The 14,227-nt window shown below is 71.2% G+C and carries 17 protein-coding genes; 9 read left to right on the top strand and 8 right to left on the bottom strand.

Going from position 1 to position 14,227, the window contains the following annotated elements:
• Positions 1–10 precede the first annotated feature (10 nt).
• The 8 genes from ACZ7L7_RS07225 to ACZ7L7_RS07190 all read left to right on the top strand — a co-directional run bounded on the left by ACZ7L7_RS07225 (position 11) and on the right by ACZ7L7_RS07190 (position 6,107).
• Entirely contained in the window at positions 11–286 is a 276-nt protein-coding gene (locus ACZ7L7_RS07225) for an acyl carrier protein (protein WP_285512162.1), read from the top strand.
• A 12-nt stretch (positions 287–298) separates the two neighbouring features.
• Complete coding sequence (locus ACZ7L7_RS07220; protein WP_453599514.1) at positions 299–1,519, top strand: beta-ketoacyl-[acyl-carrier-protein] synthase family protein; 1,221 nt, start codon at positions 299–301, stop codon at positions 1,517–1,519.
• A 170-nt stretch (positions 1,520–1,689) separates the two neighbouring features.
• Complete coding sequence (locus ACZ7L7_RS07215; protein WP_285512160.1) at positions 1,690–2,124, top strand: PaaI family thioesterase; 435 nt, start codon at positions 1,690–1,692, stop codon at positions 2,122–2,124.
• Positions 2,125–2,151: 27 nt separating this feature from the next.
• Complete coding sequence (rosA, locus tag ACZ7L7_RS07210; RefSeq protein ID WP_285512159.1) at positions 2,152–3,195, top strand: N,N-8-amino-8-demethyl-D-riboflavin dimethyltransferase RosA; 1,044 nt, start codon at positions 2,152–2,154, stop codon at positions 3,193–3,195.
• 49 nt (positions 3,196–3,244) lie between these two features.
• On the top strand, positions 3,245–3,913 hold the full coding sequence (rosC, locus tag ACZ7L7_RS07205; protein ID WP_471430556.1) for an 8-demethyl-8-aminoriboflavin-5'-phosphate phosphatase: 669 nt from the start codon (positions 3,245–3,247) through the stop codon (positions 3,911–3,913).
• Between the two features lie 13 nt (positions 3,914–3,926).
• Positions 3,927–4,709, top strand: coding sequence for a phytanoyl-CoA dioxygenase family protein (locus ACZ7L7_RS07200; RefSeq protein ID WP_285512157.1), 783 nt, complete (start codon positions 3,927–3,929; stop codon positions 4,707–4,709).
• A 70-nt stretch (positions 4,710–4,779) separates the two neighbouring features.
• Complete coding sequence (locus ACZ7L7_RS07195; RefSeq protein ID WP_471430554.1) at positions 4,780–5,430, top strand: alcohol dehydrogenase catalytic domain-containing protein; 651 nt, start codon at positions 4,780–4,782, stop codon at positions 5,428–5,430.
• Between the two features lie 203 nt (positions 5,431–5,633).
• Positions 5,634–6,107 (top strand): SRPBCC domain-containing protein, encoded by a 474-nt coding sequence (locus ACZ7L7_RS07190; protein ID WP_285512154.1) that lies wholly within the window; start codon positions 5,634–5,636, stop codon positions 6,105–6,107.
• A gap of 12 nt (positions 6,108–6,119) precedes the next feature.
• Here ACZ7L7_RS07190 and ACZ7L7_RS07185 read toward each other — a convergent pair whose 3' ends face one another.
• On the bottom strand, positions 6,120–6,701 hold the full coding sequence (locus ACZ7L7_RS07185) for an AMIN-like domain-containing (lipo)protein (protein WP_285512153.1): 582 nt from the start codon (positions 6,699–6,701) through the stop codon (positions 6,120–6,122).
• A 166-nt stretch (positions 6,702–6,867) separates the two neighbouring features.
• On the opposite strand from ACZ7L7_RS07185, the gene ACZ7L7_RS07180 reads away from it, so the two are divergent.
• Positions 6,868–7,266, top strand: coding sequence for an SseB family protein (locus ACZ7L7_RS07180; RefSeq protein ID WP_453599525.1), 399 nt, complete (start codon positions 6,868–6,870; stop codon positions 7,264–7,266).
• A 204-nt stretch (positions 7,267–7,470) separates the two neighbouring features.
• On the opposite strand, the gene ACZ7L7_RS07175 is transcribed toward ACZ7L7_RS07180, so the two are convergent.
• The 7 genes from ACZ7L7_RS07175 to ACZ7L7_RS07145 form a co-directional block, all read right to left on the bottom strand.
• Positions 7,471–8,454 (bottom strand): AraC family transcriptional regulator, encoded by a 984-nt coding sequence (locus ACZ7L7_RS07175; RefSeq protein ID WP_472075198.1) that lies wholly within the window; start codon positions 8,452–8,454, stop codon positions 7,471–7,473.
• A 93-nt stretch (positions 8,455–8,547) separates the two neighbouring features.
• Positions 8,548–8,937: a MarR family transcriptional regulator gene (locus tag ACZ7L7_RS07170; protein ID WP_285512150.1), complete on the bottom strand. Its 390-nt coding sequence runs from the start codon at positions 8,935–8,937 to the stop codon at positions 8,548–8,550.
• Between the two features lie 75 nt (positions 8,938–9,012).
• Positions 9,013–9,363, bottom strand: coding sequence for a VOC family protein (locus tag ACZ7L7_RS07165; protein ID WP_285512149.1), 351 nt, complete (start codon positions 9,361–9,363; stop codon positions 9,013–9,015).
• A 607-nt stretch (positions 9,364–9,970) separates the two neighbouring features.
• Positions 9,971–11,002 carry a LacI family DNA-binding transcriptional regulator gene (locus ACZ7L7_RS07160; RefSeq protein WP_285512148.1) on the bottom strand — a complete coding sequence of 344 codons (1,032 nt, stop codon included), beginning with the start codon at positions 11,000–11,002 and terminating at the stop codon, positions 9,971–9,973.
• Complete coding sequence (locus ACZ7L7_RS07155; RefSeq protein ID WP_453599531.1) at positions 10,999–11,904, bottom strand: carbohydrate ABC transporter permease; 906 nt, start codon at positions 11,902–11,904, stop codon at positions 10,999–11,001. The genes ACZ7L7_RS07160 and ACZ7L7_RS07155 overlap by 4 nt, the downstream gene beginning before the upstream one ends.
• Positions 11,901–12,875, bottom strand: coding sequence for a carbohydrate ABC transporter permease (locus tag ACZ7L7_RS07150; RefSeq protein WP_472075195.1), 975 nt, complete (start codon positions 12,873–12,875; stop codon positions 11,901–11,903). Before ACZ7L7_RS07150 ends, ACZ7L7_RS07155 begins: the two co-directional genes overlap by 4 nt.
• Positions 12,872–14,191: an ABC transporter substrate-binding protein gene (locus ACZ7L7_RS07145; protein ID WP_472075193.1), complete on the bottom strand. Its 1,320-nt coding sequence runs from the start codon at positions 14,189–14,191 to the stop codon at positions 12,872–12,874. The genes ACZ7L7_RS07150 and ACZ7L7_RS07145 overlap by 4 nt, the downstream gene beginning before the upstream one ends.
• Positions 14,192–14,227 lie beyond the last annotated feature (36 nt).

The raw sequence follows: 14,227 nt of genomic DNA, 5'->3' as shown, positions 1-14,227 counted from the left end.
GCCCACCACGATGCAGCACGACAAGCAGGACCAGGAACTGTTCGACAAACTGGTCAAGCACATCGGCGAGTTCGTCGAGCGGGACGTCTCCCATCTCACACCGCAGTCGCACATCAACAGCTCCATCGAGGGCATGAGCTCGCTGAAGATGATCGAGCTGCTGCTCTACCTGGAAGACTGCTTCGGCATCGACTTCGAGGAGTCCGCCATGGACAAGCTGGAGACGATGCGGGACCTGGAGGACTACATAAGGCAGACCCAGGACACGGCCCGGCAGCAGGCCTGACCGGGTGACGCGGTGCCGCGCAGCGTGGTGGTCACCGGCATGGGGGTCGTCTGCTCGCTCGGCGCGGACGTCGACGAGCTGTGGAAGGGCCTGCTCGCCGGACGCTCCGGGATCGGCCCGGTGACCCGCTTCGACCCCGAACGGTTCCGCTCCCGGTACGCCGCTGAGATCGACGACACCCGCGTGACCCTCGAACCCGGCCCGCTCCGCTTCGAGACCGACCGGATGAGCGGCTTCGTGCGCTACGCGCTCTTCGCCGCCGACCGGGCACTCGCCGCCAGCGGCCTGACCGAACGCCGTGCGGGCGGGGTCTGGCTCGGCGTCGCCATGGGCGGACTGCCCAGCATCGAGGCGGGCGTACTCAGACAGGAACGGCAGGGCCCCCGCAGGACCAGCCCCTTCCTCATCCCGTCCCTGATCCCCAACATGGCCGCGAGCATGATCGCGCTGCGCCACGGCATCGAGGGCGAGCAGGTGACGGTCGCCGGGGCCTGCGCGAGCGGCTGCCAGGCGGTGGGGCAGGCGATGCGGGCCGTCCGCTCCGGCGCCCGCCGCTGGGCCGTCGCGGGCGGCTCCGAGGCCGTCACCACGCCGGTCACCTGGTCCGGTTTCGAGGCGATGAGGGCGCTCAGCCGCCGTGGCGGCCCCGAGGGGACACCCCGCCCGTTCGACCGGGACAGGGACGGCATGATCGTCGGTGAGGCGGCCGCCGTCTTCGTACTGGAGGACCGCGAGCACGCCGAGGCGCGCGGCGCGGACATCCACGGTGAGCTGACGGGGTTCGCCTCCAACAGCGGCGGAGAGGGCATCACCGGACTGTCGGCACCGCACATCACCCGGTGCATGACCGACGCCCTCGCCGACGCCGGGCTCGGACCGGACGCCGTGGACTGCGTCCTCGCACAGGCATCCGGCATGGTGCAGGGGGACGCGGCCGAACTGGCGGCGGTGCGGGCCGCGTCCGCGGGCTCCGCGCGACCGCCCGTGGTGACCTCCGTCAAGGGACACCTCGGGTACGCGTTCGCCGCCAACGGCCCGCTGAACCTCGCCGCCGCCCTCCTGGCGCTGCGCCACCGGACCGTACCGCCCACCCTCAACCTCGACCGGACCGAACCCTCCTTCGCCGACCTCGACATCGCCCGTGAGCCGCGCGAGCGAGTCATCCGACACTGCCTGATCAACGCGTTCGGCTTCGGCGGCATCAATGCCAGCCTGGTCGTGTCCCGTGCCTAGGGCCCTTCTTTGGATCAGCCCGGCTGAGACCCACGGTGCTGTGCAACCGACCCGAGCGGGGCCTGGTGCGTGCAGACGACAACGCCGCAGACGGGCGTGCCAGACCCCGCGACGGCGCGATGATCCAAACGACAGGCCCCAGCCCCGCCCCGCACTCCCGAGGAGCCGCCTTGGCCAGCCACTTCGAGAAGCTGACCCGCTGCTGCATGCGCTGCAGGATCTCCCGCTTCCTGGACAAGACCATCGAGATCCAGAAACCCGGCGTGGCACGGGTGGCGATCCCCTTCCAGCCCGAACTGACCCAGAACGCGGACTTCCTGCACGCGGCCATGCTCTTCGAGGTCGGCGACACCGCCGGGTTCATGGCCGCCAACTCTCTGGAGGAGACCTACAGCGTCCTGACCGTCGACTACCACATCAACCTCGTCCGGCCGGTGCGCAAGGAGGGCGTGTACGCCATCGGCGAGGTGGTGACCGCCGGAAAGACCATCTACGTCGCCCGCAGCGACGTCTACTCCGAGAGCGGCAAGCTCGTGGCGGCGGGACAGGGCACCTACACGGTGTCGAAGATCCTCCTCGCCGACCTCGACGGCTACGACGACTGAGACCGGCCCCGCAACGAGAGAGGACCCATGCGGCAGGAACCGACCGAGACCTCCGAACGCACCGCGGCACAGCGCCTCTACCAGTACAACGTCGACCTCAAGGCCGCCTTCGTGCTGTACGCCGTGGCCAAGCTGAACATCCCCGACCTCCTCGCCGACGGCCCGCGCAGCACCGCCGACCTCGCCGCCGCGACCGGCTCCGACACCCACCGGCTGCGCAGACTGCTGCGCGCGGCCGCCGCCGTCGACGCCCTGACAGAGGTACCGGAGGACGGCTTCCGACTCGCCGCGATGGGCGAGCTGCTGCGCTCCGACCACCCCCGCGGCATGCGCGGCATGACGACCTTCTTCGCCGAACCCGACGTCCTGGCCGCCTACGGAGCCGTGGTGGAGTCCGTACGCACCGGCGTCCCGGCCTTCCGGCTGCGCCACGAGGAACCCCTCTACGACTTCCTCGCCCGGCCCGGGCACAAGGAGGTCCGCGACGAATTCGACGCGGCGATGGTGGAGTTCGGCCAGTACTTCGCCGACGACTTCCTGACCTCCTTCGACTTCGCGCGCTTCACCCGCTTCGCCGACATAGGCGGTGGCCGCGGACAGTTCCTCGCCGGAGTGCTCACCGCCGTGCCGTCGGCGACCGGAGTCCTCGTGGACGGGCCCGCGGTGGCCGAGAGCGCCCACGAGTTCCTCGCCTCGCAGGGACTGACCGAGCGGGTCGAGGTGCGCATCGGGGACTTCTTCGACGTCCTGCCCACCGGCTGCGACGCCTACGTCCTGCGCGGCGTACTGGAGGACTGGGCCGACGACGACGCCGTACGCCTGCTCTCCCGCATACGCGAGGCCATCGGCACCGCCCCCGGGGCCCGGCTGCTCGTCCTGGACTCGGTGATCGGCGAGACCGGCGAACTGGGCAAGGTGCTGGACCTCGACATGCTGGTGCTGGTCGAGGGCGAGCACCGCACCCGCGCGCAGTGGAACGCCCTGATGGCACGGGCCGGTTTCGATATCGCGAGCATCCACCCGGCCGGGGACGTATGGGCCGTCATCGAATGCCGGGCCACGGCGGACTGAGCCGCCGCCGTCCCCGGTGAACCCCTGAAACACGGATACGGAGAACGTGGTGAGTGACGGACGCGAGAGCTTTCTTCAGGTCATGCGCTCGGTGTACGAGCGCTATCTGGTGGGGGTCCCCGGAGTCAGCGAGGTCTGGCTGATCCGGCACGCCGACTCCTACACCGGCCTGGAGGACTACGACGGCGACCCGCGCGACCCGGCGCTGTCCGAGAAGGGCCGGGCACAGGCACGGCTGCTGGCGGCCCGGCTCGCCGGAGTCCCGCTGCACGGTGTGTGGGCCAGCGGAGCGCGGCGCGCCCAGGAGACGGCGTCGGCCGTGGCCGCCGAGCACGGGCTGCGCGTGCGCACCGACCCCAGACTGCGGGAGGTCCGCACCAACTGGGACGACGGACGGCCCAGCGAGCTGAAACCGCACGGCGTGTACCCCTTCCCGGAGCCGGAGAAGGAGGTCGCCGAACGCATGCGGGAGGCGGTCACGGCCGCCGTCGCGGCCACCCCGGCGGCCCACGAGGGCACGACCCGGGTGGCGGTGGTCGGCCATGACTCCGCGCTGGTCATCCTGATGGGCAGCCTGATGAACCTCGGCTGGGGCCAGCTGGACATGATCCTCCCGCTGACCAGCGTTTCCGTCCTCGCCGTCAAGGACGAGCGGATGGTCGTACGGTCCATCGGGGACGCCACGCACCTGGCCTCGGCCCCGTCCGGCCTCGTGTGAGGGCACGACACCGATGAGCAGCCACTTGCAGCGTGCCGCCTACGCCGACCAGGGCTGGTGCCCCGCCCCGCACAGCCTTCCCCCGGACGCCCTCGCCAAGGTGCGCGCGAGCGTCCGGGCCATCGCCGGATCGGGGCGCCCGGAGGTGGTGTACGAGGAGGGCACCCGCACCGTCCGCGCCCTGCACGGCTGCCACCGCTACGACCCGGTGTGCGCCGAACTCGTGCGCCACCCCGCGCTGGTGGACCTGGCACGGGCACTGATCGGCGGGCCGGTGTACCTCTACCAGTTCAAGGTCAACATGAAGTCGCCGCGGGAGGGCCGGGCGTGGCCCTGGCACCAGGACTACGCCTTCTGGGCACACGAGGACGGCATGCCCGAGCCCGCCGCCGTGAACATCGCCCTCCACCTCGACGACGTGCACGAGGGGAACGGCCCGCTCACCGTGCTCCCCGGCTCCCACACCCTCGGGCTGGTGCCCACCGGGGAGGCCGGGGGCCGCAGTTGGCGGGACCATGTCTCGGCCCGGCTCGCCCACGCCATCCCGCCGGAGGAGATCGACGCGCTGACCGCCAAGTTCCCCCCACGCCCCATACTCGGCCCGGCCGGCACCGTCGCCGCCTTCCACCCGTCGATCGTGCACTCCTCCACCAACAACACCTCCGACGACCGCCGGGCCGTCCTCCTGCTCACCTACAACTCCGTCACCAACGCGCCGACCCGGCTGACCCGCCCCGCCTTCCTCGTCGACCCCGACACCACACCGGTACGGCGCCTGGAGAACGCCCTGACGTGACCGGCCCCCGACGGGCGACGACCCCTTCGATCATGAGGGGGGCGACAACCTGTCAGAAATCAAGGGGAAGTTGCCATGTCCGTGCGTACCCTGGTCGGCGTCGCTCAACTACGGCGACCTCAACGACGCCCGCTCCGGCCGGGTCCCCGAGGGCGCGGTGCTCGGGTCGGACGCGGCCGGGGCGGTGGTCGAGGCCGCCGCCGACGGGACCGGGCCCAAGGCAGGCGCGCGGGTGGTGGCGATGACGCCGGGGGCGTTCGCCGAGCGCGTCGCCGTCGATGTGGCCGCGCTCGCCGAGGTGCCGGACACCCTGGACCCCGTACTGGCGGTGGCGCTGCCGGTGGCCGGGATCGCGGCGCTGCGCTCCCTGCGGGCCGCCGGGCTCGGGCCCGGCAAGCGGGTGCTGATCACCGGTGCGTCGGGCGGGGTCGGCCGGTTCGCGGTGCGGCTGGCGGCGCGGGCGGGCGCGTATGTGATCGCCTCCGTGGGGTCGGCGGCCCGCGGTGCCGGGCCGGCCGAGGCCGGTGCGCACGAGGTGCTGGTGGGCGTCGACGGCATCGAGCGGCCGGTCGACATCGCCGTCGACAGCGTGGGTGGCCCGCAGCTCGTCGCCGTACGGAATCCGCTCGCCCCGGCGGCAGCCTGCAGAGCGTCGGCTGGACCTCCGGGGAGCCCGCGGTGTTCCCGCCGTACGCGACCGTGGGCCCGGCGAAGTCGCTGACCTTGTTCGTCGACGAGTGACCCGCGGGGGAGGACCTCGCGGAGCTGACCCGGCTCGCCGCCGAGGGCGCGCTGAGTGTCGGGATCGGCTGGCAGGGGTCGTGGGAGCGGTTCGGTGAGGCGGCCGGGGCGCTGCGCGGGCGCAAGGTGTCCGGGAAGGCGGTCCTGGAGGTGGCCCGGGACTGAGCGCGTTATGTTCGGGCCATGCACACCACGCGGGTGACCGGGCATGTGAACGCCGAGCGCGCGGCCGTGTACCGCGCGCTGCTGGACGCCGACGCGGTACGGCGCTGGCGGGTGCCGGACGGGATGACGGCGCGGGTGCACCGCTTCGAGCCCAGGGCGGGCGGCGCCTTCCGGGTGTCGCTCACCTACGACCTGCCGGCCGGCACCGGCAAGACCGAGTCGGACACCGACACCTACCACGGGCACTTCACCGAGCTGGTGCCCGGTGAACGGGTGGTGGAGGAGCTGGAGTTCGAGAGCCCGGACCCCGCGATGCGGGGCACGATGACGATGACCACCACCCTCACGGACGCCGAGGGTGGTGGCACGGATGTACTGATGGTGCACGAGGGGCTGCCGGACGCGGTGCCCGCCGCGGACAACGAGACGGGCACGCGTATGGCGCTGGCCAGACTGGCCGAGCTGGTCGAGAGCGGTTCCGGCCCCGGCTGAGGGGCCGCACACTCAGCGGGCGCCGGTCCAGTTGTGGGCGACGTCCACGACGATCCGGTCGGTGAGCACCAGCACCCGGAACGGCAGGCGCGCGCGGACCCCGAGTCCGACGAGCGTCTCCCCTTCGAAGCTGCCGCCGTACCGGGCGTCCCGGAAGGTGCGGTAACCGGCGAGGTCGACTCCCGGCAGGGGCCTGCTCACCCGGCCCGGATAGGTCGGGGCGCCGGTCTCGTGGTCGTAGGCGGGCGCCGCGACCCGGATTTCCAGGACGGCGCCGCCGGCGACCGGAATCGGGCGGCCGGAGCCGTCCTGGTACAGCTTGCTGACGTAGCGGACCGAGTAGCCGAGCCCGGACGTCCCGGCCCCCGGCAGATCGACGACCATGCGGTCGTAGCAGGCGTGCCGGCCGGTCCTGATGTTCTCGACCGGTGTCGTCGTGGCGGTGGAGCTCACCTTCGGCAGGCTGCCCCAGCCGGTCGGGCACGCGGTGGTCGCCGCCGTGGGGGCGGCCGAGGCGGTTGCGGCGGGCAGGGCGGGGAGGGCCAGGGCGGCGACAGCGGCTACGGCCACCCCGGTGGTTCTGATTCTTCGCATTGCGGCCCCCGACGGGTGCGTGGTTCTGATACCAGGGGAGACAGCCGACTTGCCTCGATGGTTGCGGTACATCACGAAAATTCCGGAGCCGGATCCTCTCCCATGAATGCCGGGCTCCGGATCGGGTACGCGGCCCAGGACCGCCGCCGCTACCAGGGGATCTGTGATGGAGACACCCGAGAACCGCCAGACCGACACTCCGGCCCGCCAGGCGCTGGACGCGCTCGTCGACAACCACGAGGACATCGCGGCGCTGAACATGCTCGCGGGCAGCGAGGTGCTGGTGCCCGTGCCCGACGACGCGAACGAGGAGGACGCCACCGACCCGGGCACCGTCGCCCTGCCCGTGCTGGAGCAGCCGGGCGGCGAGCCCATGGTGCCCGTGTTCACCTCGGAACCCGCGATGGCCGCGCTGCTGCCCTTCGTCGGCCGCTACCGCCTGGTGCCGCTCGGGGCGCTGGCCGCGCAGTGGCCCGCCGACGAGCTGTCCCTGACCATCGACGCGGGCTCCCCGCACCCGCTCACCCTCACGTCGGAGGGAGTGCGCACGCTCCTGGCCCGGTGAGGGGCCGGGCCCGGCCACCAAGGCGTCGGAGGGGGAGCGGCCGGGCCCTCCCGGCGATGCTTCGCGCAGGACCGAATGGCACCGACTCCGCTCGGTCCGCGCGGCCGGCATCGCCGTGCCCCCGACGATAGGACCGTCCCGGGGCCGCGTCGCTCCCTCTTGCGCGAGCCCTGTCCGCAAAACGCGGCGGAACTGACCCGCGGTTCAGCGCGCCGCACGCAGGGTCTGCGACGGCGACTCCCCGAACCGCTCCCGGTAGCGCCGCGCGAACCGCCCGAGATGGGCGAAGCCCCACTGATAGGCGACGTCCGCCACGGTCGTCGACCCCGGCGCCGACGCCCTCAGCTGCCCGTGCACCCGTTCCAGCCGCACCTCGCTGACGTACGCCATCGGCGGCACTCCGACGTGCTTGCGGAACGCCTCCTGCAGCGTGCGCACACTGACCTGCGCGATCGCCGCGAGCCGCGCCGCGTCGTACGGCTCGGCGGGCAGTTCCTGTATGGCGTCCATGACCCGTTTCACCGCGGCGGGCCGCATCGGCGGGGGCGGGCCCGCCAGTTCGGCCCGGTAGGAGTGGTCCGCGGCCAGCAACAGCCCTTCGACCAGGGTCTGTTCGATCCGGCCCCGGATCAGGGGTCGGCTCAGCAGCCCGGCCGAGACCTCGGTGTCCCGCAGGAACCAGCGCACCAGCTGGGCCCAGCTGCGGCCGGGGCCCCGGCTGACATCGATGAACGGTTCGAACCGCGGCGGGCGCCGCACCGGTCTGCCCAGCAGGGACTCAAGTGCCTTGAGCACGGCGTCCTTGTCGAGCTTGACGGTCAGGGAGTGGCAGTCGGGCGACCAGTGGTCGATGCCGATGCCGTACCCCGGATCGAAGAAGACGGCCCGCCGGGTGGTGGCGAACACCAGGTCGTCGCGGCCCTGTTGGACACCGAAGGCAGCCCGTAACGGCACCGCCACGTGGTAGACGCCCGGTTCGCCGAAGGCCATCCGCATCCCGGTGCCGAAACTGACGTCGCCGACGACCAGCGGACCGAGGTCGACAACGCGCAGACTGGTGCGGAACCGGGCGGCGGCGCCGGTGACTTGGAGGCGCAGATCATAGTAGTGAGCCGCTATCGCGTCGTGGCTCTCCTCCACTGAGCGCGTCGTGTACGTGATGAGCTCGGCGTTACCGTCGTCATCCACGGGCAAGGCGGTCTCTCCCCGTCCCCTCACAGGGCTTTTTGGGAGTCATGATGCCCCGCCCGCCGGTATCCGAACAGCCCGGCGGCCCCCGGGTCAGTCGCCGAGCGAGCGGGCGAGCGCCTCACGTTGGAGCGGCAGCACCTCGGCGTGCCGCTGACGCCCCTTCTCGGTGAGGGAGACCCACACCCCGCGCCGGTCCTCCGTGCAGGCGGAGCGCTCGACCAGGCCCTCCTTCTCCAGCCGGCCGATCAGCCGGGACAGGGCGCTCTGGCTCAGGTGCACCCGGCCCACGAGGTTCTGCACCCGGCAGTGCGCGCGCTCCTCCGGCGGGGCGGTGGCGAGGATGTCGAGCACCTCGAAGTCGCTCGCTCCGAGCCCGTGCGGATGCAGCACCCGATCGATCTCGCACATCGTGCGCGCGTGCACCGACAGGATGTCCCGCCACCGCTCCTCAAGCCCCGCACCGGCCGTTTTCGCTGCCATACCTGCACCGTAACACCGAAGCCAGCATTTGTTTACAGTGCAACTAGTGCAGGTGCAAGCGATACCCGGGCGTGCTTACTCGGCCGGGTCCTGGAGCAGCCCGATCATGTTCCCGTCCGTGTCCTTGAGGAAGGCGATCTTGCGGCCGCCGCCCACGTCCTGCACGTCCTGCAGCGTCTCCGCGCCTGCCGTGACCAGCGCCGAGAGGGTCGCCGCGATGTCGTCGACGTGCCAGTAGGGGACCGGGCCCGTCATGCCCTTGGCGTGCCCGTTCGGGTCGAGGCCCACGTCCTGGCCGGCGGCCTTGTAGCCGACGTAGTACGGCTCGTCCGCGTACGGCTCCACCCCGAGCAGGGCGCCGAACACGGCCTTCGCCCGGTCGAGGTCCTTCACGGGGTACATGATCGTCTGCACACCTGCGGTCATGACGTACTCCTGGGAGATCTGCTCCGACGCCTGTCGTCGGTGTCTCCCACGCTAGGGGCGCGGCTCCCCTCCGGCTTCTCGAAAACTGACCGCTTGCTCCGGAGGGAGCCGCCGCCGGGCGGAGTCGCGCGGACTGTCCCCGCCTCGTCCCGGTCGGCAGACGGCCGCCCGTGTCAGGTGGACTCGCGGGCGACCGTGCCCGGCGCCTGCCGGACGGCGGAGAGCTGCCCGCATCGGGCGGACCCGAAGGCGATCGTGGCCTTCGCCCGTCCCGGTCGGCAGTCGGCTGCCGGTGTCGGGCGGACCCCGAAGGCGTTCGTGGCCTTGGCCCGTCCCGGTCGGCAGTCGGCTGCCGGTGTTGGGCGGGCCCGAAGGCGTTCGTGGCCTTGGCCCGTCCCGGTCGGCAGTCGGCTGCCGGTGTCGGGTGGGTCCGAAGGCGTTCGTGGCCTTGGCCCGTCGCGGTCGGCAGTCGGCTGCCGGTGTCGGGCGGACCCCGAAGGCGTTCGTGGCCTTGGCCCGTCCCGGTCGGCAGTCGGCTGCCCGTGTCGGGCGGACCCCGAAGGCGACCGTGCCCCTCGCCCGCCCCGGACGGCAGACAGCCGCCGCGTCAGGTGGACTCGCGCCGGACCAGCTCGGTCGGCAGGATCACCGCGGCCGGGTCCTCGCCGCCGATCTGCGCCAGCAGAACCCGGACCATCTCGGAGCTGATCCGGTCCCAGGGCTGCCGGATGGTGGTCAGCTCGGGGCGGGAGGCGACCGCCGCGGGGGAGTCGTCGAAGCCGCCCACCGCCACGTCCTGCGGCACCCGGCGCCCGGCCTTCTCCAGCGCGGTCAGCACACCCTGCGCCATCAGGTCGGAGGCGACGAACACCGCGTCCATGTCCGGCGCCTGCGCCAGCAGCCGGTCGGCGCCCGCCTCACCGCTGGCCCGGCTGTAGTCGCCGGACACGACGAGCCTGTCGTCGATCTCGATGCCCGCCTCGGTGAGGACCTCCTTGTACCCGGCGAGCCGCTCCACACCACCCGGTGTGTCCAGCGGGCCGGTGACCACGCCGATCCGGCGTCTGCCGAGGGAGAGCAGATGGCGCACCATGTCCCGGGCGCCGTCCCGGTCGTCCGCGGCCACATAGCTGACCTTGGAACCCAGCCCGAGCGGCTTGCCGCAGGCCACCAGCGGCACCCCTGCCTCCCGCAACTCCTGGGCGATCGGGTCGCCCGAGTGACTGGAGACCAGCAGCACCCCGTCGACGTGCCCGGCGGTGATGTAGCGGGTGATACGGCGCCGTTCGTCCTCGGTGCCGGCCAGCATCAGCAGCAGCGGGATGTCGTGCGCGGCCAGCGCCTGGGTGCAACCACGCAGCAGGACATTGAAGTTGGGGTCCTCGAAGAACCGCTCCTGGGGCTCGGTCAGCAGGAAGCCGACCGAGTCGGAGCGGCCGGTGATCAGCGAACGGGCGTGCCGGTTCACGACGTAACCCGTCTTGCGGATCGCGGCGTTGACCGCCTCCGCCGCCGCGGGGCTGACGTAGTGCCCGCCGTTGAGGACGCGTGAGACGGTGCCCCGTGAGACCCCTGCCTCCCGGGCCACGTCGTGGATCGTCGGCGGCTTGCGTCGTCCCCCGGTGTTGCTCATGGTCATGACTTTACGGCCCCGGACAGCAGATCAAGGCTCCAGAACCGCTGGATGACCAGGAAGAGCGCGATGAGCGGAACGACCGCGAGCAGCGCCCCCGTGATCACCAGGGTGTACAGCGCGGGCGTGTTCGCGCCCTGCTCCAGGAGCGTGTACAGACCGAGCGTGATCGGGAACTTCTCGTCGTCGCTGAGCATGATGTACGGCAGCAGGAAGTTGTTCCACACGGCCACGAACTGGAAGAGGAACACCGTCACCAGGCCCGGCACCATCATCGGCAGCGCGACCCGGGTGAAGATCCGCCACTCGCTCGCCCCGTCCATCCGCCCGGCCTCCACCACGTCGGAGGGCACGGCGGCGGCCGCGTAGATCCGCGCCAGGTACACCCCGTAGGGGGAGAGGATCAGCGGCAGCAGCACCGACAGGTAGGAGTCGGTCAGGTTGGCCTCGGCCAGCAGCAGGTACTGCGGCACGGCGAGGATCACCGGGGGCATGAGCACGCCCGCCAGCAGCACGTTGAAGATGGTCTCCCGGCCTCGGAAGCGGTAGATGGCCAGGGCGTAGCCGCTGAACGCGGAGACCACCGTGGAGAGCAGCGCGCCGAGGCCGGCGTAGAGGGCGGAGTTACCCATCCACTTCCAGTAGACGCCGTCGCGGTAGGCGTTCAGGTCGCTGATGTTCTCGGTGAAGCCGGAGCCCGGCAGGAAGGTGAACGTGGAGAACAGTTCGCTGCCGGACTTGGTGGCCGCGATCACCACCCAGGCGACCGGCAGCAGGCAGTACAGGGCGCCGATCAGCAGGGTGACGGTGGGCACCAGGGCGATCCGGCGGCGCCGCGGCGGGCCCTGGGCGGTGCCGGGCGTGGTCCCGGCCGCCGGCTGGGCCTTGCGGACGGCAAGAGAACTCATCGTGCTGCCTCCTGCTTCTGACGACGGTTCGCGGCCCGCAGGAAGGCGAAGGAGAGGACCAGTGTGGCGAGGGCGATGATCACGGCCTGGGCGGCGGCCGCGTGGATGTCACCGTTGCCGAAGGCGTCCTGGTAGACCTTCATCAGCGGACTCCAGGTGCTGGACACGGAGTTGGTGAGCGGTCGGAGGGTGGTGGGTTCGTTGAACACCTGGAGCGTGGCGATGATCGAGAAGAAGAAGGTCAGCACCAGCGAGGGCGCCACCATCGGGATCTTGATCCGCAACGCGATCTGTGTCGGGGTCGCGCCGTCCAGCTTCGCCGCCTCGTACACCTCGGCCGGGATGGACTGCAGCGAGGTGTAGATGACGATCATGTTGAAGCCGGTGCCGCCCCACACCGCGATGTTCGACAGCGCGAGATACAGCGGACCGCCGTCCAGCAGGTCCGGCTGCGGCAGGCCCAGCCTGTCCAGCACGAAGTAGAAGGGGCTGACGTCCGGCAGGTACAGGAAGCCCCACAGCAGGGCGGCGACCACGCCGGGGATGGCGTACGGCAGGAAGATCGCCAGCCGGGTGAAGGGGGCGAGCCGCACTCGCTCGGAGTCCAGCATCAGCGCGAACAGCAGGGCCAGGCCCAGCATCACCGGCACCACGATGCAGCCGTAGCCGAGGACGCGCAGGGCGCCGTCGACCAGCTCGCTGTCGCCGAGGGCGTCGGTGTAGTTCTGCATACCGGCCCAGACCTCGTCCCGCGCACCGGAGCCGAGGCCCAGCCCGGAGACCTGCACCTTGCGGAAGCTGAGGTAGACGGCATAGCCGATGGGCAGTGCGAAGAAGAGCAGGAACAGGACGGTCGCGGGGATGAGGAAGAGGTAGGGCGCGCTGCGCGCTCGTTTGAGGGCGGTGGTGCGAGACGGGTGGGCGTACGGGGCCCCCTTGACCCCGTACGGCCTCCGGCGTGCGGTGGTCACTGAGCGACCTCGAAGCCCTGCTTCTTCATGTCGGCCACGGTGTCGTTCTGCATGGTGTTCAGGGCGGCGACGAAGTCCGACTTGTTCTTGGCGGCCTTGCCGAAGGCGTCCTTGAAGGTCGTGTAGGCGACGTTCACGTTCGGACCCCAGGCGGAGGGAGCGGTGCTCTTCGCGATCTCGGCGGCCTTGGTGTAGAAGTCGGCCTGGTTGGCGAAGTACTCCGGCGGGCTGGTGAAGGCGCCGGAGGTCTGGGCGTTGGTGGCGGCGGGGTAGATGCCGCTCTCCTTGGCCAGTGCCTGAAGGGCCGTGCCGTCGGTGTTGAGCCAGGCGGCGAACTTCGCGGCGGCGTCCGGGTGGTCGGAGTCCGTGGTGACGGCGGTGGAGGAACCGCCCCAGCTGCCGGTGACGTTCTCGCCCTCGGACCACTGCGGCAGCGGGGCCATGGCCCACTTGCCCTTGGTGTCGGGCGCGGCCGTGTTCAGGGTGCCGGGCGCCCAGACGGCGGAGACCCAGGCGATCTGCTTGCCGGTGTTGAGGGCCTTGTTCCAGGCCGGGGTGTACATCGGCTGGTTGTCGATGACGCCCTCCTTGACCAGCCCGCCCCAGAACTTGGCGACCTTCTGGGTGGCGGCGTCGTTGATGGCGACCTTCCACTGGTCGCCCTCGGTGGTCCACCACTGGGCGCCGGCCTGCTGGGCCAGGCCCGCGAAGAGTCCGGAGTCATTGGCGGAGAAGGTGGTGAGGTCCGTGCCCGGGGACTTCTTCTTCAGCTTCCGGGCGGTCTCGGCGAACTCCTCCCAGGTCGTGGGGACTTCGAGGCCGTACTTCTTGAACAGGTCCTCGCGGTAGTAGAACATCATCGGCCCGATGTCCTGCGGGACCGCGTAGACCGCGTCCGTGCCGAGCGTGGTCTGCTGCCACACCCCGTCGGCGAACTTGCTCTTGGCGTCGGCGGTCTCCTTGGCTATGTCCGCCAGCGCGTCATTGCTGACCAGGGTCGGCAGCGCCTGGTACTCGGCCTGCACCAGATCCGGGGCCTTGCCGGCCTTGTGCGCGGTGAGGATCTTGGTGACCAGCGTGTCGCCGGACGCCTGCTTCTTCACCGTGACCTTGATCTGCTCCTTCTTGCCCGGCCCCTTGTTCCACAGGTCGACGACCTTGTCCATGCCGGGCGCCCAGGTCCAGTACGTGAGCGAGACCGGTCCGGACGATGCCTCGGTGTCGTCGTCGGACGAGCCGCACGCGGCGAGGGCGCCTGCTCCGAGGGCTACGGCGATGGTGGATGCCACGAGGCGGCTGCGCGTCGTGATGGGCATGGATCTCTCCCCTGACCTGGGGCTCTCGCCTGGTGC

The organism is Streptomyces sp. NPDC110618 (assembly GCF_055657065.1).
Note: the sequence above shows the minus strand (reverse complement) of the source record. Positions and strands in the feature narration are given on the sequence as shown.